Genomic DNA, 24878 nt, shown 5'->3' on the forward strand with positions numbered 1-24878 from the left:
GGGGAGGCGAATCCGGAAACGTCTCGAACCTCCCCACTCTTACCACGCTTCTAACCTGGCAATTCAAACGCGTTGCAGGGGCGGCTCCGTGATTCGTAGGGTCGGCTCCATGATCCCGACGCTCCGCTCGCTGCCGGATCCCGAGGCGCTGGCCGCGGAGCTCGGTAGGCGCTACGGCCTCGGTTTCACCAGCTGCGTCCTGCTCCGTTCGCTGGTCAACGACGTCTACGAGGTGGCGACCGACGACGCCCGCTACATCCTCAAGCTCTATCGGTACGGCGGCCGCGGGCCGGACGAAATCCGTTGGGAGACAGGGCTTTCGGAGCATCTGCGCGCGGCCGGCGTACTCGCTCCACCGGTCCTCCCGCTTCCCAGCGGGGACACCGTCGGGGTCCTCGAGACACCCGAAGGACCCCGGCCGTTCACCCTGCTCGGGTACGTCGAGGGCAGCAAGCCGCGACCGCCCTTCACCGACGCGTTGTACGCCGACTTCGGCCGGCAACTCGCCGCATTTCACGATGCCGCCGACAACTACACGTCGCCGTACTATCGGCCGCCGGCCGATCTCGTTCATCGGCTCGAACGGCCGCTCGAGGAAATCCTCGCCGTGGACGACGCGGAGGAAAACCTGCTCCGGTCCCTGGCGGGTGCAGTACGGAACAACCTCGCGCAGTACTCAAAGGCAGGAACCTGCCACGGCGATGTCACCCTGGACAATGTTTTGCTGACCAATCAGGGACTGCTCCTCCTCGATTTCGACCTCGCCGCGGTCGGCCCGCCGGCAGCCGATTTCGGCGGCGTCGCGACGACCCCGCACTGGAACGCGTTCAAGTCCGCGTACGCCGCCCACCGCCCGATCACCTCCGAGGACGAGGCTGCGATCCCCTACCTGCAGGTCGCCGGCAGCATCTTCAACCTGTACTTCCACCTCGTCGACAAGCCACGCTGGCGCGGCGGCGAGTCGCGGGACGAGGGTTGGGCCGCGGCCGAGCTCGACGGGCTGCGCGCGGCGGCCGACGTACTGCTCTGACCTTCACAGGAAGGTCACAGGGAATGCGAAGGAACCCTCAGGGGTGGAGGCACATGCTGAGGGTATGAAGGTCGCGGCGCGTTCGTTGAGTGTGCGGGTCGCGGCGGCGATGGTGGCGCTGGTCGCGGTGGTGAGTCTCGTGATCGGCGCGCTGACGACCGCCGCGATCGGTTCGTACCTGACCAAGCAACTGGACGGTAAGGTCGCCGCCACGCAGGCCCGCGCGATCGGCTCGCTCAAGAACGGCGGACCGCCGCCGGACGCCCCGCACGGGCAGGACGCGGGCACGGTCACGGTCTACACGCAAGCGTCCACAGCCGTCGGCAACGTGATCACCTCCGACGGCAAGCTCACCCAGTTGTCCGACCAGGCGGTCGACGTACTCGACGATCTGACCGACGGCCAGAACAGTACGGTCGACCTCCCCGACCTCGGCGAGTACCGCGTGCACGCGACGAGAATCGGCGACATCACCGTGATCACCGGGCTCCCGACCAAGGACATCCAGAACACGATCAACAGCCTGATCGGGTGGGAGGCGCTCTTCGGCGGGATCGGCGTACTCACCGCGGGCGGCGTCGCGGTGTTCGTCGTACGGCGTCAACTGCGGCCGCTGCGCCGGGTCGCGCAGACCGCCCGCGAGGTGGCCGGTCTACCGCTCGACACCGGCGAGATCGGGGTCACCGCCCGCGTGCCGGATCAGCTCACCGACGAACGCACCGAGGTCGGCCAGGTCGCGGTCGCGCTGAACACGCTGCTCGGGCACATGGAGAACGCCCTCGACGCACGGCACCGCAGCGAGCAGCAGGTCCGGCAGTTCGTCGCGGACGCCTCCCACGAGCTGCGGACGCCGCTCACCACGATCCACGGCTACGCACAGCTGAGCCTCCGCCAACGCGATCCCGAGCTCTACGGGCACGCCATGGGAAAGGTCATGATCGAGACCACTCGCATGGCGTCGTTGGTCGAGGATCTCTTGCTGCTCGCCCGCCTGGACGCCGGCCGGCCGCTCGACAGCCGCCCGGTCGACCTGTCCCGGCTCGCCCTCGACGCGGTCACCGACGCGCGCATCGTTGCCCCCAGCCACCATTGGGAACTCGACCTGCCGGCCGAGCCGATCGTCGTGATCGGCGACGAGCTACGCCTGCATCAGGTCGTCGCCAACCTGCTCACCAACGCCCGCCGGCACACCCCGCCCGGCACCACGGTCACCGTCGCCGCCACCAGCAGCGACCGCTCCGCCCTGCTCACGATCCACGACGACGGCCCCGGCATCCCCGCCGACCTGCTCCCGAACGTCTTCCAGCGCTTCACCCGCGCCGACACCGCCCGCAACCGAGCCACCGGAGGCGCCGGCCTGGGCCTCTCCCTGGCCCAATCCATAGCCCAGGCCCACCACGGCACGCTCACCCTCACCTCAACCCCCGGCAACACCAACTTCACCCTCGCCCTACCCCGCTGAGCCCTCATTTGCCTGGCCCACCCACCAATTTGCCTGGCTCACCCACCAGGTTGGGGGTTCGCCACCCTGGTTGCGGGTGTGGAACCCCCGACTTGGTGGGTGAGCCAGGCAAATGGGGGTCCGGCGGTGTGGGGCTTGAGGTGGGGCCCGTGGGTGGGGTGGGGCGGGTTAGGTGGCCAGGGCCTTCTGGGCTTGGGCTGCGAGGGACTTGGCGCGGTCGTCGTCGGAGAGGCCTTCGGCGACGAGTACGGCGTACCGGAGGCGGAGCGTGTCGTCGGAGGGGAACGGGAGTTCCTCGGTGAAGAACGGGGCGGGGCAGACCGCGGCGAAGTCCTCTGAACGGACGAACCACTCGGGTGGGTGGCGGACGTTGTCGGCGGCGTCGGCGACGACGATGGTCGACGCGGTGTCGGTCTCGTCCTGGCGGGCGGTGAAGCCCATCCACGGCGCGCGCTGCCCGCGCAGCTCATCACCGCCCTTGCCCTGCGGCGCGAGGATCGTGCCGTTGGTGAAGGACCGCGGCCCGCGCCAGAACAACCCGCCGTACCCCGCGTTCGGCCGTCCGGCCGTGGTCGGGCTGCCGATCTGGATGTTCTCGCCGGACACGTTCGTCATCGCGGTCTCGTAGACCAGCACCCATCCGTCGTCAGCGAGCCGCACGGTGATCGTGCGGGTCTCGTCGACGACGTGCTTGCCGCCCTCGGTGTGCCACGACAGGTGGTGCGCGAACCGCACCTCGTCGTCGGACACGTCCAGCGCGTCGACCCGGTCGTGATCCTGCGAGCCGTTGTTGCCGAGCGGCTTGTACCCGTTCTCCTTGGTGTACGTCGGGCCGCCCCAGAAGTTGTCGTGCCCGAAGTGCGGCAACGACCACGACAGGCCCTTGTGCCACAGGTGGTCCCAGGGGCGGTACACGCTGACCAGGTCGCCGGTCAGCGTCCGGATCGGATGGAAGTACGGTCGCGGCGACTCGTACTGCGGGTCGTCCGCCTGGTACACGTAGGTGAACAGCTCGCCGCTGCCCGCCGTGACCTGGATCGATCGGCCGACCGCGTGGTTGCAGCCGAGATTCATGACATCTCCCGTGGTTGCGTTGTCCATGTTGTCCATGGCGCCCCGATCTCGCTGAACAGCGCCAGGTCGTCCGAGGCCCGGTCGATCCAGTTCTCGACGTCGAGAACGATCGGCCGGCGCTCCAGTCCTTCGCCTTCCCACCGCACCAGTTCGGGCGCGATCGCCAGCGGATCCGGCGCCGTCCGCACCGCCTCGACCACCCGGGTGAAACCACCCGTCGCGGCCAGCGGCACGTACAGCGGGACGCTCGGATCCGCGCGATGCGCGAGCAGGTTCTCCAAGAGATCGGCCCGGCCGTACTTCGTGTCGCCGATCAGGTCCGACTGGTACGTCAGGACCGCGCGCCCCTCCGACCCGTGCACGATCACCGACGCCTCGAGATGATCGATCGCGCACAACGTCACCGCGATCAGGATCGGCGTACCGCGGCTGGTCGTGATCCGCACCGTCGAGGTATCGTCGGACTCGATCGGGTTCGCGCGGTACAACTCGGCCTCGATCGACCGTACGTCGTCCACGCCGGTCGAACCGTCCAGCAGCAGGGCCGCCGCGGCCGCGTGCGCGAGCGGATTCGTCACCGCGCCGTCGACGACATCGACACCGTCGAGCCGCCGTCTGCCGGACCACCGCGCGCGCTGGAAGTACCGGGCCTTGCGGACCCATTTTCCGACCGCGCTGATCCCCCGGATCTCGCCCAGCTGGCCCTCGGCGACCATCGACGCCAGCTTCAGCGTGGCCTCCGACGCCTGCGCCTGGAAGCCCACCTGGCACGCACGACCGGTCTCGGCCACCACCGCGGACAGCTGCTCGAACTCGGCCATCGACGCCGTCGGCGGCTTCTCCAGCAGTACGTCGGCGCCCGCGCGCATCGCCAGCTCCGCCAGCGGGACGTGGGTCTGGATCGGCGTACAGATCACCACGACGTCGACTTCGGTTGCCGCGAGCAACTCGTCCAGGCCGCTGAAGACCTGGACACTCGCGGGCAGGTCGTCGGCGCCCTGGGGATCGGCGACGGCGACCAGCTCGGCCCGGCCGGCCTCCGCCAGCCGGGCGACGTTACGGATATGGGAGGCTCCGTGGCCGTGGATTCCCACCACGGCCACGCGGGCCCCCGTCATCGGCAATCAGTTGCCGTCAGCAACACTATTTGAGCTCCCCGTTGACCTCGTCCAGGAACGCCTTGGCGGCCGCGTCCGGCGCCTGCCGCCCGAACAGCACCTCGGTCGTGTACCGCTGGATGATCTTCTCCACCTGGCCGCCGCCGACCGGCGGGGCCGGCGAGGGATCGCCGAGGTCCTTGCTGATGTCCTGGATGAACTTCGCGGACGCGGCGTCGGCCGGCTGCAGCTTCGGCGTCACCGCGGCGCGGACCTCGGTGTTCGGCGGAACGCCCCGCTCGGCGAGCAGCACGTCACCGGCCGCCGTGCTGTTGGCCAGGTAGTTGACGAACTCCGCGGCCTCCTTCTGGTGCTTCGACCGCGCAGAGATCGACCAGAACATCGAGCCCTTGTAGTACGAGCCGTTGTCGGCGGCCTTGCCGTCGGCACTCGGGATCCGCAGCAGCTTCAACTGCTGGCCGGTCGCCTTGCTGAAGGCCACCAACTGGTTGCTCCAGATGAAGCTCATCGCCAGCTTGCCGGTCGCGAACGCCGACTGGTCCAGCGACGCGTTCATGTCCTGCGAAATCGCCTCGGCCGACGGGATCGCCTTCGCGTCGCGGAGCTTCAGGATGTACTTGAAGAAGTCGGTGGTCTTCTCCGGCGACACCCCGACCTTGCCGTCCTTCGTCCAGAGCGACTCGCCGTTCTGCCGGGCCCACAGGTTCAGGCCGGCCTCGTTGGTGCCCAAGGCGCCGGCTCCGGTGATCTTGCCGCCGGTCTTCGTGGTGATCTCCGCGGCGATCCGGGAGAAGTCGTCCCAGGTCCACGTGGTGTCGTCCGGAACCGCAACACCGGCGGTCTTGAAGGCGGCCGGGTTCACGACGACCGCGAACGAGTTGATACCTGCGTTCAGCCCGTACAGGCCGCCGTCGAACTCGCCGGCGCCGAGCGTGTCCGGCTCGAACTTGCCGGTGTCCAGGCCCTCGGCCTTCTTCAGGTCCTGCAGCGCGCCGCGGTCGGCGTACTCGCGCAGGTACTTCTCGTCCATCTGGATGATGTCCGGCGCGTCGTTGGCCGCGACCGTGGTGGCCAGCTTGTCCCAGTAGCCGGACCACTCGCCGAACTCACCCTTGATCGTGACGTTCGGATGGTCCTTCTGGTACGCGTCGATCACCTGCTGGGTGAGCTTCGTCCTGGTGTCCGATCCCCACCAGGTGAATCGGAGCGTGACCTTGCCGCCGTCCGCGGACGACGATCCACCACCGGAGTCGCCACCGCAGGCGCTGGCCGCGAGCAACGTGGTGGCCAGCGCCAGGGCGGTCAGGGCGCGTGGAATGTGCCTCATGAGGTGCACCTTTCAGGGGGTTACTTGATGCCGGTGGTCGCGATGCCCTTGATCAGGAACCGCTGGCCGAGCAGGAAGGCGAGGAAGACCGGAACGAGGGAGACGACCGACATCGCGAACATCGAGCCCCAGGACGAACTCGAGGTCGAGTCGACGAACGACCGCAGCGCGACCGGGACGGTGTACATGTGCGGGTCGGTCAGGTAGATCAGCTGGCTGAAGAAGTCGTTCCAGGTCCAGATGAACGTGAAGATCGTCGTGGTGGCGAGTGCCGGGACCATCAGCGGCAGGATGATCCGACCGAAGATCGAGGCCTTGCCGCAGCCGTCGATCCGGGCGGCCTCGTCCAGCTCCCGCGGGATCCCGCGGATGAACTGCACCATCAGGAACACGAAGAACGCGTCCGTGGCGAGCAGCTTCGGCACGATCAGCGGCAGCACCGTGTTGATCCAGCCCAGGTTCGAGAACAGGATGTACTGCGGCACGATCACCACGTGGATCGGCAGCATGATGCTCAGCAGCATGATCGCGAACCAGAACTTCTTGCCCGCGAACTCCAGCCGGGCGAAGGCGTACGCCGCCATCGAGCAGGACACCAGGTTGCCGAGGATCGAACCGAGCACCACCACCGCGGAGTTCAGCAGGTAACGGGTGAACGGCTCGGTCAGCGCGTGCCAGCCGACCCGGTAGTTCTCGATCCGCAGGTCCTTGATCAGGATCCCGGGGTCGCGGAAGATCTCGTTGCCCGGTCGCAGTGAGCTGACCACCATCCAGATCACCGGGTACAGCATCACCAGCGCGGAGCCGGCCAGCAGCACGTGGATGACCAGCGGCCGGATCCGGGACCAGGTCACGGGAGCGGTCCGGCGGGCGGTGACGGAACGCTGCAGGGTCTCAGTCGTCATAGAACACCCAGTACTTCGAGGCGAAGAAGTTCGCGGCGGTGAAGACCCCGATGATCACGAGCAGGAACCACGCCATCGCGGAGGCGTAGCCCATGTCGAAGTTCCCGAAGCCCCGGTCGTAGAGGTACAGCGTGAAGAACATCGTCGAGTCCGACGGTCCGCCGCTGCCCCCGGAGACGACGAACGCCTGGGTGAACGACTGGAACGCGTGGATGATCTGCAGCACCAGGTTGAAGAACAGGATCGGCGTCAGCAGCGGCAGCGTGATGCTGAAGAACCGCCGCAGGACGCCGGCGCCGTCGACGGAGGCCGCCTCGTAGTACATCGTCGGGATCTGCCGCAGGCCGGCCAGGAAGATCACCATCGGCGATCCGAACGTCCAGACGTTCAGTACGACGAGGGTGCCGAGCGCCGTACTGGGGTCGGAGATCCAGCCCTTGCCCTCGATGCCGAACACGTCCAGCACCTGGTTGAGCAGGCCGGTGGTGCCGAACACCTGCCGCCAGAGGATGGCGATCGCGACACTCGAGCCGAGCAGCGACGGGAGGTAGAACACCGAACGGTAGAACGCCATGCCGCGGACACCGCGGTCGAGAACGACGGCCAGCAGCAATGCGATCGCCAGCTGCAGCGGGACCGAGACGAACACGTAGGTGAAGGTCACCCGGAGCGAGTTGTGCAGCCGCTCGTCGGACAGCATGCGGGTGAAGTTCTCCAGGCCGATCCACTGCGGCGCCTGGATCAGGTTGTAGTCCGTGAAGGACAGGTACAACGAGGCCACCATCGGCCCGATCGTGATCAGGAACAGCCCGAGCAACCACGGCGCCAGGAACAGGTACCCGGCCAGGTTGTCCTTCTTCTGACCTGCCGGTTTCTTACCCCTCAGACTGCCCAGCTCGCCTAGCGCACTCATGGTCACCTCTCTTCCGTTCCCGCCGTCCTCCGGCACGCGGCGGGCGAGGAAAGCGCTTGCCTTGGCCGGTCAAGCTAATACAAGAAACCGGTTCCCGCAAGAGTTCATCGGTGTAGGAAACGACCGGATCCGGACCGGTCGCGAGCTATTGACAGGACAAAGTTGGCGGCGCGACAGTTCTGGGCATTTGGCAACCGCTTACCGACGGAGATCCCGATGCTGCGACGTACTTTTCTCACCGGTTCGCTGACCACGGTTGCGCTCGGCGCCCTGCATCCGGCCGCCGCTCGTGCTGAGGTGGCAGCCGTGGACGAGGACTTCCTGACCCTGGTGACCGAGGCGAACCGGAAACAGATTCCGATCGTGCTCGGCAACTTTCAGAACGTTTCCGACAGTGTCCGGACCGTGGCCCGCAAGGCCCGCCGGCTGGTTTCCGGCTACGTTTGGGGAAGGTCGTCGTACCACCACGACGCGACCCTGCTCGAGCCGATCGGCTGGCTGGTCGACCAGCTCGCCGCGCGGCAGCACGAGGACGGGTTGTACGACGTCGGCAACCTGCACTCGCCGCCCGACAGCGCATTCGCGATCCAGGACGTCTGCCTGCTGTACGCGCTGCTCGACGCGGACGGCCAGGCGGAGACCGCGTCGATGCGCGCGACGCTGGCCTCGGTGATCAAGAAGGCCGGCCCGGCGTTGGCTTCGGGTGGTGTGCATACGCCGAACCACCGCTGGGAGGTGTCGGCAGCGCTGGCTCGCGCTCATCACCTGTTCCCCGACCGGCGGTATGCGGCCCGGATCGACGACTGGCTCGACGAGGGGATCGACGCGACCCCGGACGGGATCTACAGCGAGCGGAGTTCGACGTACGCCGCCGAGGTCACGAACCCGTGCCTGCTGACGATCGCGTGGCTGCGCAACAAGCCGGCGCTGCTGGACTATGTACGGCGGAATCTCGACGTGACGCTGTACCTGCTCGAGCCGAACGGCGAGGTGGACACGACCGCGTCGCGTCGCCAGGACCAGAAGGGCGTCCGCGAGGTCTGGTGGTACCTGACGCAGTTCCGCGAGCTGGCGCTGCACACCCGCGACGGACGATTCACGACCATTGCCAAGAGCATCGAAGCGCGTGGGACGGGCGAGCTCGGCGATTTCCTCGCGGAGGTGCTGGAGCGGCCGGAGCTGTCCGCCGTCCTCCCAGCCGCAGCACCGGCTCCGACAAACTTCGTGCAGCACTACCCGTCGCAGGCGTCCGTCCGGATCCGGCGGGACACCCGGACGGCAACCGTTTTCGGCGGCACCGACTTCCACGACCTCCCGGTGATCTCGTCGGGCCTCTCGACGAACCCGACGTTCTTCAAGCTCCGCAACGGCGCGGCGATCCTCGACTCGGTCCGGTTGTCGCCGCAGTTCTTCAGCACCGGGCATTTCCGCAGCGACGGGCTCCGCCGGCTCGGTGCGAACTCCTTCAGGCTGTCCCAGGAGGTCAAGGTTCCGTACCACCTGCCGCTTCCCAAGCGGTACCGGCGCTCGGACGGCCTGTACGCCCTCACCCCGGACGGCCGCTTCTACGCGTCGATGGATTTCGGGCACCGGCCGAAGCAGTACCGGACGTTGCGGACCGAGGTGACCGTGACCGAGGTCGGCGGCGGGTACGACCTGGCGTTCGAGTTCGCCGGCGACGAGACGGCGTACGCGATCGAGCTGTGTTTCCGCGCCGGCGGAACACTTTCCGGCGTCGACGCACTGGATGCTGCGGGCAACTATCAGCTGACGGCCGGGACCGGGAGCTACACGGTCGGCACGGACCGGATCGAGTTCGGCCCGGGGAACGGCGCCGCCCGGGTCGCGATGGACCCGGGCGAGCGCTACACCTACCTGGGCGGCAGCCTCACCCCGGACGGACTCCGCGTGTACCTGACCGGACGCACGCCGGGCCGCCAGCTGCTGAAGCTGCGTTACTAGGACAGGACCTAGCCGGCCGTCCGCACGACGGTTTCGAGTGAGCCGTCGTGTGGAATCCGGAGAACGTGGACGCGGCGGCGCTGGTCGCGCAGATAGGTGCGCGACGAGGTGCTGAGCGTCGCCGCCCGTCGCCCCGACCAGGTGATCGTGATCGTGGCCCGTCCGCGACGGATCACGATCCCGTCGGCGGTGGCCGTCCGCGTCTCGCCGTACGGCACGACGGTCCCGTCCGAGAAGACCACCTCGTCGCCCGCCTGCAGTACCAGCGGGACCTGTTCGGTCGCGGCGCCGGACGCGGTCACCCGACGGCTGACCGAGTGCGGGCCGATCACGAGTTCGGTCGACACCGAGCCGTCGGGCGTGCGGTAGCGGACGCGATCCTTCGACGGGTACTCCGCGATCAGGTTGCTCTCGGCATCGGCCTTGCCGGCACGGACCGTGCCCCAGCAGCCGGTCGCGGTCTGCTGCGCGTAGATCACCGTGCCGGCCGCCGGGTGCCAGAGGAACCCGGTCCCGGCTTTGACTTCCTGCACAGCTGGAACCTCTACCTCGAGTCGATCGTGTTCCTCTCCTCGAAACAGAAGTTCACCGTCCCGCAGGCCCTCACCCAGTACGTCGACGCGTACCGCGGACCCATGTGGAACACCCAACTCGCGGCCGCACCCTCTCCGCACTCCCCGTCCTCATCATCTTCGTCCTGGCCCAACGCCAATTCGTCGAAGGCCTCGCCCAGACCGGTTTGAAGGGCTAGCCTCCCCAAACCAGTTTGGGGAGTCGTGCCCTCCCGAATCAGGCAGTACGGCTCCCCAGTTCACCCCCACAGAGCCTCCCCAAACCGGTTTGGGGAGGCTTTCGACCAGGACTGGGGAGTGCTACTGCCCGAATCGGGAGGGTAGAACTCCCCATACGACCCCACTCCTCCTCCCGCCGAAGGTCACCGAGTCAGGCTTGGACCTGGTAGCCGAACTGGACTGCCAGACCGGAGGCGGCCGTCGAGTTGGTGACGCGGACCTGTAGGCGGACCGGTGCCGCAGTGCCGTCGATGGGGATCGGCGTGGCCAGCTTGGTGGTTTGAGCGGTCGTCGTGACGTCGACGGCTGCCCCGCCGAGTGGGGTTCCGTTGGTTTCGAGGCGGATCTGGCAGGAGCCTGCGCTCACCGCGCGGGCTACTCGGGTGACCCGGATCGGACGGCCGTCGACGTACAGGAGATCGGTGAAGTCGTACAGGCCGTCGGCCACCGTGCCGGAGAGGCGGAGGGTGAGCCGGCCGTCGGTCTGCTCGACACCCTTGTTGCCGGTGAACCGGCCAGCCGCGTAGGCGAGGTAGGAGCCGGCGTTGTTGCCGGTGAGCTCGTTGCTGGCGGCAAGTACGTCGGTACTGCGGTTGACGATGCCGTACTCCTGGCGGTTCACCCCGTCCGCGAGGCCGCCGATCGCGTTCCCGGTGAGTACGATCCGGCTCGCGGTCGACCGGAGGTTGATCCCGGACCCGTTCCGGAAGACGACACCGCCCGAGGTCCACGGCTGGTTCAGCGCGGCGCCGACGAGATCGAACGACGTTGCGTCGACCACCGCGATCGGCCAGGCCGCGTTCAGTCCGGTCGCGCCGCCGACGTCCTGCAGCGTAACCCGGTCGTCGGTCTCCCAGGTGTGCGGCGCCGCTGTCGTGATCCGGACCCCCGCCGCGCTCTGCGACATCCCGGTGATCTGCTGGGCGAACGACGGATGCGCCATCCGGCCGTTGTTCCCGATCAGGCAACCGGTGACCGTGATCCGGGTGGACGCGATGTCGATCCCGTGCCGGCCGCAGCCGCGGATCACCGAGTTCGCGAACGTCGCGGTCCCGGTGAACCCGGCTCCGATCCGGACCGCGTCCTCGGCGTTGTCGGCCGAGATGTAGGTGTTGATGAACTGCGCCTGAGCACCCGCCTCCAGCAACACCGGTACGCCGTGACCGTTCTCGAAGCCTCCGCCCTCGAAGTACAAGAACTTCGGCAGCCCCTCGGTGGTGGTGTTCCGCATCCAGATCCCGTGCCGGCCGAACAGGATCGCGGTGGCGATGAACTTGATCGACCCGCCCTGTCCGTCGATCACCACGTTGTCGACGCCCGGGTTCGCCGTACCGGCCGCGACCGCGCACTGGACGAACTCGACCGGATCGGCCCGGGAAACGTTGTTCTGCCCGTTCAGCAGGATCACCTGCTGGCCGGAGAATCCGTTCCAGACGCAGTTCCGGAAACGCACCGTGTTCGCACTGCGCAGGATGACGCCGTTGTACCCGTCCATGAAACGGCAGTCGGAAAACGAGAGCAGGTAGTTTCCGACACCGTTTTCCTGCTGGGTCCGGATCATCGCACCGCCGGTCAGCCCGGTGCCGTGCATCTGCAGGTCGCGGAAACCGCCGCCGTGCACACCCGACAGCACGAACCCGTCGGCCGATCCGGTGGCGAGCAGGATCTGCGTGCCGGAGGTGAACTCGTCACTCGCGCCGGCGCCCTGGAACACGATCGGCACGCGTTTGACGGTGATCGTGTGCTCGAGCCGGATCGTTCCCGGACCCATCGTGATCGTTCCCCCGGCCGGCAACGCGTTCACGGCGTTCTGCAGCCGGACCGAGTCGTCCGTCGTACCGGCGCCGGTGACGCCGTACCAGGACAGGTCGAGCTCGTTGCCGCGTGGGCGTTTCCAGCGGCCGGTCGCCGTACCGGTGACAGCGAAGACCATGCCGCCGTCGTCGGGGTCGGTCGCGGTGGCGTCCCAGTAGACGAGACCTCCGCCGAGACCGGGTGTTGTGTATCCCAGCAGGAGAAGTTGTTCGCCGTCCGTCGCACCAGGCGTGGTTCGGAGATCTGCGACGGTGCCGACGGCTCCGGTCGTCGCGGTCAGGGCGGGCTTCTTGCCGGCAGCGTGGGCCGGCTGGGCGACGACGGCGGTTGCGAGGCCGGTGACCCCGAGGACGGACAGGGTACGGCGACTCAGTCGGGCAGGCGGATGTGATTCGTCGGAAGGCATGGCGGAACCTTTCTCGAACGGAAGGTGGGACTCAGCCCTTCACCGCCCCCAGCACGACGCCCTTTGCGAAGTGCTTCTGCAGGAACGGGTAGACCAGGCAGATCGGAACGAGGGAGACGACGAGGATCGCCATCTGCAGCGACTGCTGCGGCGGCATCACCTCGCCGGGAAGATCGCCGCCGACCTGGGTGTTGTCGACGACGTACGTCCGCAGCACCAGTTGCAACGGCCATTTCTCGGGTGAATTGATGTAGAGGATCGCGTTGAAGTACGCGTTCCAGTAGCCGACCGCGCTGAACAGGCCAACCACCGCGACCACCGCCTTCGACAGCGGCAGCATCACCCTGGTCAGGATCTGCAGCTCGTTCGCCCCGTCGATCCGGGCCGCGTCGATGATCTCGGCCGGTACGTCGAGGAAGAACGCGCGGACGATGATGATCTGGAACGCACTGGTCAGCCCCGGCAGGATCAGCGCCCAGTAGGAGTCGATCAGCCCGAGCTCCTTGATCAGTAGGTAGTTCGGGATGATGCCGGCGCTGAAGAGCAGCGTGAACAGGACGATGAACAGCAGCGGCCGCTGGCCCCACGTCCCGGGCCGGGACAACGAGTAGGCGATCGAGACGACAACCACGATCGACAGCCCGGACCCGACCACGGTGAGCAGGACGGAAACGATCGTCGCCCGGGTGACGACGCCGCCGCGGAAAATCGCCTCGTACGCCGCGAAGGACGGATCGTGCGGAAACAACACGTACCCACCGGAACTGGTGATCTGCTGCTGGTCGGCGAGCGAGGTCGAGAGAACGGCGAGGAAAGGTACGAGCACGAGCGCGCAGGCGACGATCAGTACGACGCCCTTCAGCCCGCGGACCGGGGTGCTCGGTGGCGCCGTACCGCTGATCAGGTTCACCATTTCGAGTACACCCCCCGCTCACCGAACAGATGCGCGACCTTGTTGGCGCCCAGCACCAGGATCGTGCCGATCAGGCCCTTGACCAGGCCGACCGCGGCCGCCACGCCCCAGTTGCCGCCGACGATGCCGCGGTTGTAGACGTAGGTGTCCAGTACTTCGGAGGCGTCCAGCCCGACCGGTCCCTGCTGCAGGAAGATCTGCTCGAAGCCGACCGACAGGACGTCGCCGAGGCGGAGGATCAGCAGCAGGACGATCACCGGGCGGATCGCCGGCAGTGTCACGTGCCAGAGCTGCCGCCAGCGGCCGCCGCCGTCGACGGCGACCGATTCGTAGAGCTGCGTGTCGACGCGGGACATCGCGGCCAGGAAGATGATCGTGCTCCAGCCGGCGTCCTTCCAGATCACCTGCGAGGTGATCAACGGGATGAACAGGTCGGGGTTGCCGATGATCGTCAGCAGCGGCAGGTCGTGCGCGCGAGCCCAGGTGTTGTACAGACCCGCGTTGCCGAGCATGTGCTGGAAGATCGCGACGACGATCACCCAGGACATGAAGTGCGGCAGGTACAGGATCGACTGGGCGACCCGCTTCAGCCGCTCGCTGAGCAGCGAGTTGAGCAGCAGCGCGAGCGCGATCGGCACCGGGAACACCAGCACCAGTTGCACAAAGGAGATCACCAGCGTGTTGACCAGCGCGTTGACGAAGTCCGGGTCGCCGTCGACGATCACCCGGAAGTTGTCCAGGCCGGCCCACGGCGCCTCGGTGATCCCGAGGTACGGCGCGTAGTCCTTGAAGGCGATCACGTTCCCGAGCAGCGGAACGTAGTGGAACAGGACCAGCAGGAGGATCCCGGGCAGCCCGATCAGCAGCAGGAAGCGGTCCCGGCGGAACCGCTGCCTGCCGGACAACGTCTTCTGCGTCCTCTGATTGCTCCGCGCAACCGTTTTCCGTTGCAGCACGAGCGTCACTGGTTCGAGTACTCGTCGCGGATCTTGTCGCCGCCGCGCTTCTTCCAGTTCGCGACGGCGTCGTCCCAGCTGCTGATCGGTTTCCGGCCGGAGACGATGTCCAGCTCGGCGGCGTTGATCAGCTTGTCGAGTTCGTCGGCCTTGCTGATCGAGGTCGCCGAGTACAGTCCGGCGCCGGGGTTCGCGAGCAGGTTCGGAACGATCTTCTCCTGGTACGCGCGTTGCGTGCGGACCCGCTGCTCGTTCGACGGCCCGAGGACGTGCGGCGCGTCGGCGACGTACTCGAGCGGCAGGCTCACCTGGGTCTTGCCCGCCGACGTGCGCTCGGGCTTGTCGCCCTTCCAGGTGTAGTGGATGCCCTCGACGCCGAACCGGCGGAACAGGTACTCGCTGGTGCCGAGCGGCGCGGCCAGCCAGTCGCAGATCCGGAGGAGTTGCTTGACGCGGTCGTCGCCGGCCTTCTTGAACGCGGTCAGGGCGAAGATCGCCGCCCCTTCGCGTTGCACCGGCTTGCCGCCGTCGTACGCCGGGACGGGCATGCCGCCGACGTCGACGCCGTACGTGTCGGCCATCAGGTCCCAGGCGGCGTACCCGTCGGCGTTCAGCGCGATCGTGCCGTTGCCGAACAGGTCGCGCAACTGGAGTTTCCCGCCGAGGGCGTCCGGGTGGAAAACGCCGGCCTTGACCAGCTCGGCGGTCCGTGCGACGGCTTCTTTCCGCTCCGGAACCTCCAGTTCGGAAACGAATTTTCCGCCGTCTTCCTTCCAGACGTTGGGTACGCCGAGCATGTTGCCGATGAAGGTGGTGACGCCCTTCGAGGCACCGAAGGCCCACTTGTTCGCCTTCGCGTCGGTCAGGCCCTTCGCGGTCTCGACGAACTCCGCGTAGCTGGCCGGTTCCGGGTTCAGCGACCGCGCCTCGAGCAGGTCGGCGCGGCTGAACATGATCGTCCCGATCACCGACCGCGCGATCGGGATCGCGTGGATGCCGCCCTTGTACATCGCCGGCAGCCAGGAGTCGGTCGGCAGGTTGGCCAGGAACTGGTAGTCCTTGACCGCCGCACCGGACAGGTGCGAGGTCAGGTCCGCGCAGAGCTTGGTGAGCATCTCGCCGCGGTTGGGGAACTTCGACGCGATCATCAGGATGTCCGGCAGATCGCCGCCGGCGATCACGGTCGACAGCTTGCTCACGTAGTCCGCGGCGGGCGTCATCGTGATGTCGAGGTTCGCGCCGACCCTGTCGTTCAGCGACTTCCAGTACGTGTTGCTGCCGGCGCCCGGCGGTGCCGGGTTGAACATGTTGGTGAGGATCTTGACCTCGCCCGCGCCGGCGCCCGGCTTGTCCTGGTACGCGTCCACCAACTGCCGTGGATACTTGAAGAATCCCGGCATCACGCCGTCCGCGGTGCCCGGCAGGTCCGGCTTCACCGACCCGTACGGCAGGTACTCCGGTGGCGTCGCCTTCGCGGCCGCCTTCGCCGTGGCGCCCGGGCCGTCGGACCCGCCGCAGCCCGCCAGTACCGTGCCGGAGGTTGCTGCGAGCAATGAAGCGCCGCCGGTCAGTTTGAGGAAGTCCCGCCTGTTGGACTGCATGAGCATCTCCTAGTTCTGGTGAAGCTCGGGCAGCGAGAGGATGCTGCCGTGCTCGGTGAGGGCGGCGGCGAGCGCCGGATAGTCGTAGTCCTGAACGGCTTGCCCGGTCCGCAGCGACTGGGCCAGTAGCTCCCCCGCGGCCTCGCCGAGCATCCCGTAGTTCGGCTCCATCCGGGCCGACAGGTAGCCGACGTGACTCGCCGAGAAGCAGATCGGTACGACGAGGTTCCCGATCCCGCCGCGGGCCGGGAACAGCACCTCGGCCGGCAGCTGGTAGAGGTCGACCGGACCGTTCTTCTCGGTTCCGGTGACGGTCCCCTCGCCGACGATCGTGTCGTCGCTTTCCGCGTAGTACTGGACGATGTGGCAGTCGATGCCGTAGTTCCAGCAGCAGACAGCGGTTTCCTTGGTGTTGCCCGGCCGCCGCAGGTCGTGCTGGGTGAGCACGGTCTGCCCGATCATCCGGCGTGCCTCGCGGATGTAGAGCGCGTGCGGAAACCCTGGTCCGTAAGGGCTGTCGGAAAACTCGTCCGGCGGGAGTCCGAACGTTCCGGCGTCCTTTCGGAAACTTTCCGGAAGTGACGGATCGTTCGCCAGCCAGTACAGCATTCCGCGATGCCAGCGCACGTGCTCGGCGATCACCTCGTCGCGGCGCTGCCACGATCCGTCCGGGTAGTCCCACGACGCCCCCGGGAGGTCGAACCCGATGAACAGCGCCTGGTTGGTCTGGTACTTGTCGTTCGGCAGCAGCGCCGTGTGCGTGACGATCGACGAGAGACCGGCGACGCCACGCTGCTCGAGCAGTTGCCCGAGATAGGTGTAGAGCTTCGGGTCGTAGTCATCCGGCTTCTCGAACGGCATCCGGTCCGGGCCCTTGTCCAGCACGCCGCGGAAGTTGTACGCCTGCACCTTGGCGTCACCGTCCCCCGGCGCCTCCGTCGGCACGGGCTTCACCGGGTAGAACGTGTTCGGCCGGAAGGACTGCCGCCGGTACGCCCGGTCGGGCAGGAATCCACCGAGCGGTTCGTCGTACCGGGCGGCCGGCTCGCGGCCGACGGCGTACGGGACGCCCGCTGCCGCCAAGAGGTCGCCCTCGTACGACGCGTCCACGAACGCCCGCGCCCGCCGCCAGCCCTGGCCGGTGCGGACGGCCCGGATCCGGTCGCCGCGGACCTCGACGTCGGCAGCCCCGTGGATACGTTCGTTGACCAGTACGTCGGCCTTGGCTTCGTCCAGAAGCTGCCGCGCGACGCGTTCGGCCACCTTGGGCTCGAAGCGGTACCGGGGACCGTCGGCGCGACCGTCGGCGCCGTACTCGGCCGCGATGCCTCCGAAGAAGCGGCTCTGCGTCAGGCCGGCCAGGGCGGAAAGCGTGTTCGGGGTGTCGCTCTTGACCAGACCACCGGCGACGATGCCGCCGACATGGCCGGTCGGCTCCAGGACCAGACTGCGGTAGCCGCGCAACTGCAGTCGCAGCGCGGCCATCAGCCCGGCGAGCGAGGCGCCGTAGATGATCACGTCGTAGTCGTCCGACATGTCAGCTCACCTTGACCCGGCTCTCGGGCGCCGCATGCAGCGGCGTCGGATTCGCGGCCTGCGACGGACGGGTGCGGGCGATGTCGTCCGGCCATTTCACCGGAACACCCAGCGTTCCGGTGAGGGTCCGCTGCAGGTCCTCGGTCAGCTGCGCCGAGTCGGCGACGGCGTGCGGCTCGGTCGCGTTGCGCAGACACTGTGCCGCCAGTGCGCCGACGGCCTCGCCGATGCTCCACTCGACCGGATGTAGCCGATAGCAACCGTTCGTCAGGTGCGTGGTGCCGATGTTCTTGTTCGCCGGCAACAGATTCCGCATCCGCTGCGGAATCAGCGCGCCGAGCGGAATCTGGAACGGAAATACCTCGAGGTTCACGTAGTTGATTCCGGCCGTACTCGGGTGCAGATCGATGTTGTAGTGCCCGACGCCGACGCCGTCCGCGAAGAACGCGGCACCCGCGTCGCCACGATCGGCGACCGCGACGTGCTGCTCGAGAACGGTGAACCGCGCACGGATCCGCCGGGACTCCCGGATGTACGCCGACTTCGCGAGGCCGTCCGCCGTACCCGTGAGATCCGGGCGGAGCTTGAGACCCGGGTAGCCGGTGCCGCCGTCGTGGCGGGGCGCCTCGGTCTGCATCCAGTGCAGGTACGACAGCGACAGCTCGCGGCAGCGCTGCAGAGCGCGGTCCTTGTCGGTGCCAGGACCGACAAGCGCCGCCTCCCAGTAGTCGACGTTCGGCCAGTTCACCAGCGAGATGTCGGTGTCGATCAGCGACCGGTCGAACTGGCTGCGGGCGCGGATGCGGCGGAAGTGCCAGAGGTCGGCAGCGTGCGGGAGATCCTGGTCGACCTCGAAGATCCGGTTCTCCCGGCCGCCCATCGTCTTGATGTCGATCTTCACCCAGGACAGCTGCGGCCCGGGCCAGAACGGATCCACGTGGGTCTGCCAGTGGCCGTACGACGCCGGCCGCTCGATCGTGTGATCCTCGCCGGGCCGGTACTCGAGCGGGAAGCACCAGGTGATCGCCTGCTGGTCCAGCGGGTCCGCGACGTCGGCGGCGAACTGCTCGCCGGTCTCGCTCTGCGCCTCGGCGCCGAGAACGTGCTCGACGCCGGCGAGCTCGAGCAGATCGCCGAGCTCCGTCGCGTCGACGACCAGCGGCGCGGTCACCGTGGTCCGGCCATCGGGTCCCCGCAACGTGACGGAGGTGACGCGGTCGCCGTCCGTCGTCGCAGCGGTCGGGACGTGGTTGTAGAGAACCGTGATGCGCCCGGCGGAGATGTAGGGCGCCAGTAACTCGTCGATCACGGCGACCGCGACGCGCGGCTCGTGACAGAGCCGGCTGACGTTGCCGAGCCCCGGGTTGAGCGCGGGCTCGGCGAACGCCTCGGCGGTCAGCGGGTAGTTGCGGCGGTAGTAGTCCCGGATCCGGGTCCGCAGCTCGCGGTACCCGGACGAGATGTGCGGGCTCTCGATCCACGGGTGCTCGTCGGACGGCACCGCCTGCGCGGTCAGCTGTCCACCGAGCCAGTCGGTCTCTTCGGTCAGCAGCACCTGGCACCCGAGCTTGGCGGCGGTCATGGCCGCCGCTACACCACCCAGGCCACCGCCCACCACCAGCAGTCCGGCGCTCAGCTCTCGATCGGTCACGACCATCCTCATATCTGCTAATAGATCAGCAAAATGTCTTCGCCCCCAGTTGCGCATCACCGTACGCTCGCACCGTCTACCGCTGTCAATAGCTTATTGCAGGCCGATTTCGAGTGCGTGAACTATTTGCTGATTATTAGCACGCAAGCTGATACAACGGTCCGCATGACGCTCGCACTCGAAGGTCTGCAGTACCACCGCCGCGCACCGGCGGCTGAGCCCGAAGGACCGATCGACGCCGATGTCGTCGTGTACGGCGCCACGTCCGGCGGCGTCACCGCGGCGGTCCGGGCGGCCCGCTCGGGACTGCGCGTCGTCCTGCTCGCGTTCGACGACCGCGTCGGCGGGATGACCGCTTCGGGTCTCGGCGAGACCGACGTCGGCGACGCAAGGACGATCGGTGGCCTGGCACGAGCGTTCTACGCCGAGGTTGCGGCGGCGTACCACGCGCCGGATCCGCACTGGAAGGTCGAGGCGCACGTGGCCGAGGAGATCTTCCTGCGCTGGCTGGCCGACGCGGGCGTCGTACTCCGTCGGCGACGGCACCTGCTCGACGTGACGAAGACCGGAAACCGGATCACCGAGCTACGCACCGACGACGGTTCGAGTTACCGCGCGCAGGTGTATGTCGACGCGTCGTACGAAGGCGATCTCCTGGCGGCGGCCGGCGTCTCGTACACGGTCGGGCGCGAGTCGTCGGCGACGTACGGCGAGTCGATCGCCGGTGTGCAGCACAGCATCAACCACCAGTTCGAGCGGCCGGTCGACCCGTACGTCGTACCCGGGCAGCCGTCGAGCGGTCTGCTCCCCGGTATCTCCGCGGAGCCGTACGGCGCGGTCGGATCCGGCGACCGGCACGTGCAGGCGTACAACTTCCGGCTGCACGTCACCAACGGATCTGATCGGATCCCGTTCCCGCGGCCGGAGGGGTACGACGCGTCGCGGTACGAGTTGCTGCGCCGGTACCTCGAGGCGGGGATTTACGAGCTGTACGGCCGGACCACGCGGGTGCATGGCAGGGTGTTCGACATGAACAACCACGGCGCGTTCTCCTCCGACCACATCGGGGCGGGCGACGAGTGGCCGGAGGCCGGCTACGCGCGCCGGGAGGAGATCTTCCAGGACCACGTCCGCTACCAGGCCGGGCTGCTGTACTACCTGTCGACTTCCGCGGACCTGCCGGCCGAGGTACGTGCAGCGACGCAGGCGTTCGGGCTCGCGCCGGGCGAGTTCCGGCAAACGTCGCACTGGCCGCACCAACTGTACGTCCGGGAGGGCCGGCGGATGCTCGCGGAACATGTCGTGACCGAACACGAGGCGACCGGTCGGATCGTGGCACCGGACCCGATCGCGGTGGCGTCGTACGTGATGGACTCGCACAACGCGCGGCGCGTGCTGGTCGACGGAAACCCGCGGAACGAAGGAAATGTGCAGGTTCCGCTGGCCCGCCCGTTCGGAATTTCGTTCCGGTCAATCGTTCCGCGGATTTCCGAGTGTGCGAACCTGCTAGTCGCGGCGGCGGTGTCGGCATCGCACGTGGCGTTCGCGTCGGTGCGGATGGAGCCTGTGTTCATGACGGTCGGCGAAGCTGCCGGTTGTGCTGCGTCGCTCGCGGCGTCCGCGCGGATCGCCGTACAGGATGTGGAGTACGACGTCCTGCGCCGGGACCTGACCGGGTCGGGTGGCATCGTGGGGTGGCCCAGAGGGGAGGCGGCATGAAACGGACTGCTTCGCGGCAGGCGGATGTGGCGAAGGCGGCCGGGGTCTCGCAGTCGACCGTCTCGATGGTGATGAACGGTACGGCGGACCTCGGGCGGATCTCGGCCGGTACGCAGCGCCGCGTGCTGGACGCGGCCCGGCGGCTGCAGTACGCGCCGGCCGGGCAACGACGGGCGGTCGCGCGCACCACGCCGCATCTGCTCGGCGTACACACGTTCGAGCCGATCTTCCCGACGAGTTCCCGGGACTACTACTTCGAGTTCCTGCGCGGCATCGAGGAACAGGCCGCCGCAGAGGGGTGCAACCTGGTGCTGTTCACGGCCGCCCCCGACGAGTCCGGCGTACGGCGGATCTTCGCGGACGACACGAACGGGCTCCGGCAGGCGGCCGGCAGCCTGCTGCTCGGTCACCACGCGGACCGCGAAGACCTGGCCCGGCTGGCGTACGAGGGCTATCCGTTCGTGTACGTCGGTCATCGCGAGGTGCCCGGGGCGTCGATCAGCTACGTCGGCGGCGACTACCGGGCCGCGACCGGCGAGATCGTCGACGATCTGGTCGCGCTCGGCCACCGGACGTTCGCGTACCTCGGCGAGCAGTCGCGCGACGAGCCGCAGGAGGACCGGTGGACAGGTTTCGCCGGGGCGCTGGAGCGGTACGACCTGCCGGTGCCTTCGCCGGTCTTCGAACCACCGTCGGGGTTGACGACGGGCTGGCTGGACCGGGCGCTGGCGGCCGGGACGACCGCGATCCTGGTCGAGTCCGTGAATCTGCTGCGGGTCCTCGCGGCGATGCTGAACCTCCGCGGGGTGTCGGTGCCCGGCGACCTTTCCGTCGTGCTGCTGGTCGACGACGAGACCGAGATCGGCTCCTTGCCATGGGCAATGCTGCGGGTACCCCGGAACGCGATGGGGCGCCGCGCGGTCCGGCTGCTCACCAGCATGCTCACCGAGCCGGACGGCGACTACGAGCGGCAGATCCTGCTTCCGTGCGAGCACACCCTGGAAGGGACAGTCGGGCCTTCACCGCGTTGAGCGGTGGTGGAAAATGGTGGGTGTGAGCTTTCATGCTGCTGCCTTCATCGCCACCAGCCTCGACGGGTACATCGCGCGCTCGGACGGGTCCATCGACTGGCTCACCAGCCGGGCGGAGCACGCCGGGGAGACCGGGTACGACGAGTTCCTCGCGTCGGTGGACACCGTCGTACTCGGACGCAACACGTACCAGCTGGCCTGCACGTTCGACACCTGGCCGTACGAAGGCAAGCAGGTCGAGGTCCTGAGCACCACCCTCGACCCCGAAACCGACGACCGCATCCTCGTCCACCGCACCCTGGACGCCCTCATCGAAACCCTCAACGACCGCGGCGCCCAACGCATCTACACCGACGGCGCGGCCACCATCCAAACTTTCCTGGCGGCCGGCCTCCTGAACGAACTCACCATCACCACAGCCCCCGTCCTCCTAGGCACCGGCATCCCCCTCTTCGGCCCCGTCCCATCCGACATCCCGCTCACCCACAACGCCACCCGCACCCTGAAGGCCGGCTTCACCCAATCCGACTACTCGGTCGTGCGCTGAACCAGCGGTCCTCTCGACAGCCGAGCCGACCCGCTCAAGGCCTTCATCGCCCCAAAGCGCCGACGGCAGAGTCGGGGACTGACTGGCAGGGCGAGTGCGGGTGGGGACAGGCGCTGGTGACTCGGGACAGGCAGTACCGGCCCTTGTGACTGATGTCTGGGTGGTCGGCGCGGCCCCGCGCGGTTGAGTGTGCGTTCTCGACGTGTCGAGCGGCTTGGTAGCGCACCTGAGCGTGATCACGCCCGCGCGTACGACGTCCCACCGGTGCTCTACCTGTCGAGCCGCCCCCGGCACCCCGCACAAACCCCATCGCCGCAGGGCTCCCCAAACCAGTTCGGGGAGCCCTACACCCCGAAAACGGCAGGTAATCCTCCCCAAACCAGTTTGGGGAGCCCCGCGGCCCGGGAACGGCACATCATCGTCCCCGAACCAGTTCGGGGAGCCCTACACCCCGAAAACGGCAGGTGATCCTTCCCAAACCGGTTTGGGGAGCCCCGCGGCCCGGACAGCTCACCCGCTCCAACGACACCACACGCCGTCGCGGGCGCCGCCGAAACCCACGACTCGACGCACCCGACCGATGCCGGCAACCGGGAACACGCACTGGGGACCGGACCCACGCACTGGGCACCGGACCCACGGACTGGGGACCGGACCCACGGACTGGGGACCGGACACACGCACTGGGGACTGGCGACAGGCAATACCAGGTCCCGACCCACCACTACCTGTCGCCCGACCCCGGATCGGGCTGATCATCACCCACATCGGACAGGAGCCGCATAACCACCTCTTGTGACGCAGGCATGAGTGGTTGATGTGTCCGGGACGGCGCGGTGAACGGCCGGCGTGCATTTGAACAGGACCTGTCGGTCGGCAGGGTAGTGCACCTGAGCGTGAACGTGATCGTGCGTACGGTGTCTCACAGGTGCTCTACCTGTCGACATTGCACACCATCGCTCGATTCGGTGCGCCTCATGGGATTGAGCCGACCGTTGTGGTGGGTGGAGACAGGAAATGGTGAGTGGAGACAGAACGTGGTGGGGCGAGACCTGCTATTCCCTGTGCAAGCCCACCAGTTCAGGTGCCAGGCACCCGCTGCCCGCGCCTTCGCCGTTCGGCAACGACGTCAGCGGTAGCGGAGCTTCTGGGCGACCTCGGTGGCCCAGTAGGTGAGGATGGTGTCGGCGCCGGCTCGGCGGATTGAGGTGAGGGTTTCGAGGATGGCCTTGTCGCGGTCGATCCAGCCGTTGGCGGCGGCGGCCTCGACCATCGCGTATTCGCCGGAGATGTTGTACGCCGCGACCGGGACCGTCACGTGGTCGCGGATCTGGCGGACGATGTCGAGGTACGGCAGGGCGGGCTTGACCATCACGATGTCGGCGCCCTCGGCGATGTCGAGGTCGACCTCGCGGATCGCGTCGCGCGCGTTCGCGTTGTCCTGCTGGTAGGTCTTGCGGTCGCCGGTCAGCGACGAGTCGACGGCCTCCCGGAACGGGCCGAAGAACGCCGACGCGTACTTGACGGCGTACGCCAGGATCACGGTGTCGATGAAGCCGGCCGCGTCCAGCGCCTTGCGGATGACGCCGACCTGCCCGTCCATCATCCCGGACGGACCGACGACGTGCGCGCCGGCGGTGGCCTGCGCGACGCCCATCTCGGCGTACAGCGAAAGCGTCGCGTCGTTGTCCACGCGTCCCGCGGAATCCAGAACGCCGCAGTGCCCGTGCGACGTGAACTCGTCCAGGCACAGGTCCGACATCACCAGGAGCGCGTCGCCGGCCTCGGACACCGCGTCCCGGATCGCGACGTTCAGGATCCCGTTCGGGTCCAGCGCGCCGGAACCCTCAGGATCTTTCGACGTCGGTACGCCGAACAACATCACGCCGCCGAGCCCGAGCTGCGCCGCCTCGGCGATCGCCTTCCGCGCCGTGTCCCGGGTGTGCTGGACGACGCCCGGCATCGACTTGATCGCGATCGGCTCGCGCGCGCCTTCCCGGACGAACATCGGCAGGATCAGCTGCCGCGGTTCCAGCGAGGTCTCCGCGACCAGCCTGCGCACCGCCTCGGACGACCTCAGCCGCCGCGGCCTCACTTCCGGGAATCCAGGCATCTCAGCTC

19 protein-coding genes are annotated in these 24878 nt (G+C 67.8%); 6 read left to right on the top strand and 13 right to left on the bottom strand.

What is annotated here, in order from left to right:
• Nucleotides 1–109 precede the first annotated feature (109 nt).
• On the top strand, nt 110–1030 hold the full coding sequence (locus E0H50_RS11275) for a phosphotransferase enzyme family protein (protein WP_131286771.1): 921 nt from the start codon (nt 110–112) through the stop codon (nt 1028–1030).
• 64 nt (nt 1031–1094) lie between these two features.
• Complete coding sequence (locus E0H50_RS11280) at nt 1095–2492, top strand: sensor histidine kinase (RefSeq protein WP_131286773.1); 1398 nt, start codon at nt 1095–1097, stop codon at nt 2490–2492.
• A 168-nt stretch (nt 2493–2660) separates the two neighbouring features.
• On the opposite strand, the gene E0H50_RS11285 is transcribed toward E0H50_RS11280, so the two are convergent.
• Genes E0H50_RS11285 through E0H50_RS11305 form a run of 5 tightly spaced genes read right to left on the bottom strand, consistent with a single transcriptional unit; the run spans nt 2661 to nt 7829 of the window.
• Nucleotides 2661–3566 (bottom strand): DUF6807 domain-containing protein, encoded by a 906-nt coding sequence (locus E0H50_RS11285; RefSeq protein WP_131286775.1) that lies wholly within the window; start codon nt 3564–3566, stop codon nt 2661–2663.
• Entirely contained in the window at nt 3563–4684 is a 1122-nt protein-coding gene (locus tag E0H50_RS11290) for a Gfo/Idh/MocA family protein (protein WP_131286777.1), read from the bottom strand. The genes E0H50_RS11285 and E0H50_RS11290 overlap by 4 nt, the downstream gene beginning before the upstream one ends.
• Nucleotides 4685–4709: 25 nt before the next feature.
• Complete coding sequence (locus E0H50_RS11295; RefSeq protein WP_131286779.1) at nt 4710–6011, bottom strand: ABC transporter substrate-binding protein; 1302 nt, start codon at nt 6009–6011, stop codon at nt 4710–4712.
• 20 nt (nt 6012–6031) lie between these two features.
• Nucleotides 6032–6916, bottom strand: coding sequence for a carbohydrate ABC transporter permease (locus E0H50_RS11300; protein ID WP_131286781.1), 885 nt, complete (start codon nt 6914–6916; stop codon nt 6032–6034).
• Nucleotides 6906–7829: a carbohydrate ABC transporter permease gene (locus E0H50_RS11305; RefSeq protein WP_131286783.1), complete on the bottom strand. Its 924-nt coding sequence runs from the start codon at nt 7827–7829 to the stop codon at nt 6906–6908. Before E0H50_RS11305 ends, E0H50_RS11300 begins: the two co-directional genes overlap by 11 nt.
• 216 nt (nt 7830–8045) lie before the next feature.
• Between E0H50_RS11305 and E0H50_RS11310 the strand changes: the two genes are divergently transcribed.
• Nucleotides 8046–9791, top strand: coding sequence for a hypothetical protein (locus E0H50_RS11310; RefSeq protein ID WP_202868091.1), 1746 nt, complete (start codon nt 8046–8048; stop codon nt 9789–9791).
• A gap of 8 nt (nt 9792–9799) precedes the next feature.
• On the opposite strand, the gene E0H50_RS11315 is transcribed toward E0H50_RS11310, so the two are convergent.
• The 7 genes from E0H50_RS11315 to E0H50_RS11350 form a co-directional block, all read right to left on the bottom strand.
• Nucleotides 9800–10324, bottom strand: coding sequence for a hypothetical protein (locus E0H50_RS11315; RefSeq protein WP_238150894.1), 525 nt, complete (start codon nt 10322–10324; stop codon nt 9800–9802).
• Nucleotides 10325–10733: 409 nt separating this feature from the next.
• Nucleotides 10734–12803, bottom strand: coding sequence for a hypothetical protein (locus E0H50_RS11325; RefSeq protein WP_131286785.1), 2070 nt, complete (start codon nt 12801–12803; stop codon nt 10734–10736).
• Between the two features lie 31 nt (nt 12804–12834).
• Entirely contained in the window at nt 12835–13716 is an 882-nt protein-coding gene (locus E0H50_RS11330) for a carbohydrate ABC transporter permease (protein ID WP_131286787.1), read from the bottom strand.
• The gene (locus tag E0H50_RS11335; RefSeq protein WP_238150895.1) at nt 13710–14621 is read right to left on the bottom strand and encodes an ABC transporter permease; all 912 of its coding nucleotides are present in this window, start codon (nt 14619–14621) and stop codon (nt 13710–13712) included. Before E0H50_RS11335 ends, E0H50_RS11330 begins: the two co-directional genes overlap by 7 nt.
• Nucleotides 14622–14677: 56 nt before the next feature.
• A complete protein-coding gene (locus E0H50_RS11340; RefSeq protein WP_165547064.1) occupies nt 14678–16273 on the bottom strand; it encodes an extracellular solute-binding protein in 1596 nt (531 codons plus the stop codon).
• Between the two features lie 9 nt (nt 16274–16282).
• On the bottom strand, nt 16283–17809 hold the full coding sequence (locus E0H50_RS11345; RefSeq protein ID WP_131286791.1) for an FAD-dependent oxidoreductase: 1527 nt from the start codon (nt 17807–17809) through the stop codon (nt 16283–16285).
• Nucleotide 17810: 1 nt separating this feature from the next.
• Entirely contained in the window at nt 17811–19460 is a 1650-nt protein-coding gene (locus E0H50_RS11350) for an FAD-dependent oxidoreductase (protein ID WP_202868092.1), read from the bottom strand.
• Nucleotides 19461–19625: 165 nt separating this feature from the next.
• Here E0H50_RS11350 and E0H50_RS11355 point away from each other — a divergent pair, with 165 nt between their 5' ends.
• Genes E0H50_RS11355 through E0H50_RS11365 form a run of 3 tightly spaced genes read left to right on the top strand, consistent with a single transcriptional unit; the run spans nt 19626 to nt 22757 of the window.
• Entirely contained in the window at nt 19626–21179 is a 1554-nt protein-coding gene (locus tag E0H50_RS11355; protein ID WP_165547065.1) for an FAD-dependent oxidoreductase, read from the top strand.
• Nucleotides 21176–22210 (top strand): LacI family DNA-binding transcriptional regulator, encoded by a 1035-nt coding sequence (locus E0H50_RS11360; RefSeq protein ID WP_131286794.1) that lies wholly within the window; start codon nt 21176–21178, stop codon nt 22208–22210. The genes E0H50_RS11355 and E0H50_RS11360 overlap by 4 nt, the downstream gene beginning before the upstream one ends.
• Nucleotides 22211–22223: 13 nt before the next feature.
• On the top strand, nt 22224–22757 hold the full coding sequence (locus E0H50_RS11365; RefSeq protein WP_238150896.1) for a dihydrofolate reductase family protein: 534 nt from the start codon (nt 22224–22226) through the stop codon (nt 22755–22757).
• A gap of 1129 nt (nt 22758–23886) precedes the next feature.
• Here E0H50_RS11365 and hemB read toward each other — a convergent pair.
• Nucleotides 23887–24870, bottom strand: a complete 984-nt coding sequence (hemB, locus tag E0H50_RS11370) for a porphobilinogen synthase (RefSeq protein ID WP_131286798.1) — start codon at nt 24868–24870, stop codon at nt 23887–23889.
• Nucleotides 24871–24878: the final 8 nt, after the last annotated feature.

The organism is Kribbella sindirgiensis, assembly GCF_004331435.1.
In the GTDB taxonomy this organism is placed as follows: domain Bacteria; phylum Actinomycetota; class Actinomycetes; order Propionibacteriales; family Kribbellaceae; genus Kribbella; species Kribbella sindirgiensis.

Bases quoted from the DNA above. Each gene is read 5' to 3' on its own strand.
- E0H50_RS11285 (WP_131286775.1), bottom strand. From the start codon at position 3,566: ATGAATCTCGGCTGCAACCACGCGGTCGGCCGATCGATCCAGGTCACG.
- E0H50_RS11305 (WP_131286783.1), bottom strand. From the start codon at position 7,829: ATGAGTGCGCTAGGCGAGCTGGGCAGTCTGAGGGGTAAGAAACCGGCA.
- E0H50_RS11345 (WP_131286791.1), bottom strand. From the start codon at position 17,809: ATGTCGGACGACTACGACGTGATCATCTACGGCGCCTCGCTCGCCGGG.
- E0H50_RS11280 (WP_131286773.1), top strand. From the start codon at position 1,095: ATGAAGGTCGCGGCGCGTTCGTTGAGTGTGCGGGTCGCGGCGGCGATG.
- E0H50_RS11290 (WP_131286777.1), bottom strand. From the start codon at position 4,684: ATGACGGGGGCCCGCGTGGCCGTGGTGGGAATCCACGGCCACGGAGCC.
- E0H50_RS11310 (WP_202868091.1), top strand. From the start codon at position 8,046: ATGCTGCGACGTACTTTTCTCACCGGTTCGCTGACCACGGTTGCGCTC.
- E0H50_RS11300 (WP_131286781.1), bottom strand. From the start codon at position 6,916: ATGACGACTGAGACCCTGCAGCGTTCCGTCACCGCCCGCCGGACCGCT.
- E0H50_RS11295 (WP_131286779.1), bottom strand. From the start codon at position 6,011: ATGAGGCACATTCCACGCGCCCTGACCGCCCTGGCGCTGGCCACCACG.
- E0H50_RS11325 (WP_131286785.1), bottom strand. From the start codon at position 12,803: ATGCCTTCCGACGAATCACATCCGCCTGCCCGACTGAGTCGCCGTACC.
- hemB (WP_131286798.1), bottom strand. From the start codon at position 24,870: ATGCCTGGATTCCCGGAAGTGAGGCCGCGGCGGCTGAGGTCGTCCGAG.
- E0H50_RS11365 (WP_238150896.1), top strand. From the start codon at position 22,224: ATGGTGGGTGTGAGCTTTCATGCTGCTGCCTTCATCGCCACCAGCCTC.
- E0H50_RS11355 (WP_165547065.1), top strand. From the start codon at position 19,626: ATGACGCTCGCACTCGAAGGTCTGCAGTACCACCGCCGCGCACCGGCG.
- E0H50_RS11360 (WP_131286794.1), top strand. From the start codon at position 21,176: ATGAAACGGACTGCTTCGCGGCAGGCGGATGTGGCGAAGGCGGCCGGG.
- E0H50_RS11275 (WP_131286771.1), top strand. From the start codon at position 110: ATGATCCCGACGCTCCGCTCGCTGCCGGATCCCGAGGCGCTGGCCGCG.
- E0H50_RS11340 (WP_165547064.1), bottom strand. From the start codon at position 16,273: ATGCAGTCCAACAGGCGGGACTTCCTCAAACTGACCGGCGGCGCTTCA.
- E0H50_RS11330 (WP_131286787.1), bottom strand. From the start codon at position 13,716: ATGGTGAACCTGATCAGCGGTACGGCGCCACCGAGCACCCCGGTCCGC.